Origin of the sequence: Levilactobacillus muriae (genome assembly GCF_045862015.1) — a bacterium.
Lineage (GTDB): Bacteria > Bacillota > Bacilli > Lactobacillales > Lactobacillaceae > Levilactobacillus > Levilactobacillus muriae.
The window spans coordinates 1-1,911 of the sequence record NZ_BAAFRU010000057.1; the positions used below are offsets into that span (position 1 = coordinate 1).

The window sequence follows — 1,911 nt, forward strand, 5'->3', positions numbered from 1 at the left end:
AGCTTAGCTTAGATCAGTTAGAAAATCATCACTTACAACGGGTTTTAAAGCATGATGGCACTAAACAACTCTTTTTTGGCGAATGCAAAGCCGATCCGACGATTAAGAACAGTCAGATCGAGAAAATCCAAAAGCAGTTAAAAGGGCAACAAGCCAAGGACGACCAGTATAGAAAAGTAAATATTGGACATTATCAACCACTGAACTACAAGCCAGTTAGTCCAGACTATTACTTAAAGACGGCCTTTAGTGACGCGATCATGACTGTTCTATATGCTCGTGATGAAGATTACCAACGACAAAGACAGGCGCAAGGTTTAAAGGAGACTGAGTGGGAAATGACGAAAAAGCAACGGCAACACCAAACTCGAAACCGGCATGAAGATGGGGGCATGCACTTGTAATCACAAAATTAGCGATTGGTTAATTGGAATGAATGGCAGCCCTTTATACACCTTGCTATTAAGACAAAACGGGGTGCGCGGGGTGTACTCGATTGGTCGAGTACAGACGCCAACTTTGTATATGGTTTATCAAAGAGACCAGGCAATCAAAAACTTTAAGCCGGAACCCTATTTTGAACTAAATGCTGAAATTTTTGCTAATCAGCAAAAATTCGTCGCAAAATTAGACCCCTATCAGCGATTTAAAGACGAAGCAGGGCTAATGACATTCATGCGAGCTAAACACGTTCATAAAGGCTCGCAGGACGGTTTAATCAAGGACGTCCAAAAACAAGGCAAAAAGCGTGCTAGTCCCCAACTATTCTCACTATCCAGTCTCCAAAGTGCCATGAATAAACGTTATCACGCCAGTGCCAGCCAAACCTTAGCGGCCATTCAAAGTTTATATGAAGCCAAGTTGCTGAGTTATCCCCGAACGGATTGTGCTTATATCACTGATGAAGAATTTGATTATTTAGTGGCTAATCTGACGAAGTATCTGGGTTTGGTCTCTAAGCCAGTCGCTTTAACCAATACCACTCCGAACAAACGCTATGTTGATGGGAAAAAAGTTGAAGAACACTACGCCATTATCATGACTAAAGTCGTGCCGACGAAAGAGAAACTAGCCAGCTTGCCTAAATTACAGCAACAAGTCTATGACCTGGTTTTAAGGACGACGTTAGCGATGTTTGCTGATCCGTACGAGTACGAGGAAACCACCATTATTACCCAAGTTGGTGACGCCAATTTTAAAGCAACCGGTAAGGTCCCAACTAAGCAAGGCTGGCAAGCTTTATTTGATGAAACCAAAACCGAGCAGCAAGAAGTAGCAACTTTACCGCTCGTTCACCAAGGCGATCACGTCCAAGCAAATCTGCAAACGCCGCAAAAAGAAACGACCCCTCCGGTACCATTTACCGAAGGTACCCTGATTACGGCCATGAAGACGGCCGGCAAAACGCTTGATGATGAAGCAGCCCAAGCAATTCTCAAAGACGTGCAAGGAATTGGGACAAGTGCGACCCGGGCCAATGTGCTGGAAGTGTTAAAGAAACGCGGCTATCTAGTTACTGAAAAGAACAAGCTCCACGTCAGTGAAGCGGGGATTACTTTATGTAAAGCGGTTGAACTCGAACCCTTGCTAACTAGCCCAGAAATGACGGCTAAATGGGAGCAAGCGTTACAGCAAATCAGTACTGAAGAACGCACCCCGGATAACTTTTTGAGCCAAATTAAGAAGTTTGTGGCGAAATTGATCGCTGATGTTCCGACACAATTAACCGGCAGTGCAGCCATTAAGCAACAAATCGATCACCAACAGCAAGTCCAAAAGTCCGACGAGGTCTTCTTAGAAACACCGCAAGCGACCGTTTTAAATAAACAGAAGTTTTACATTGTAAAGCCTAAGCAAGGCGAAGACTTTACTCTACCCAAGAAATGGAGCAGTAAGACCCTTGGTAAGACC

Annotated in this window: 1 protein-coding gene and 1 pseudogene; both read left to right on the forward strand. The window is 44.1% G+C overall.

The window, feature by feature from the left end; all coding sequences use genetic code 11:
* Positions 1 to 404, forward strand: a pseudogene (locus ACKTSF_RS14405) (MobQ family relaxase); the annotation flags it as partial.
* On the forward strand, positions 379 to 1,911 hold a 1,533-nt coding region (locus ACKTSF_RS14410), incomplete at its 3' end, for a DNA topoisomerase (RefSeq protein ID WP_407890269.1). The pseudogene ACKTSF_RS14405 and the gene ACKTSF_RS14410, both read left to right, overlap by 26 nt.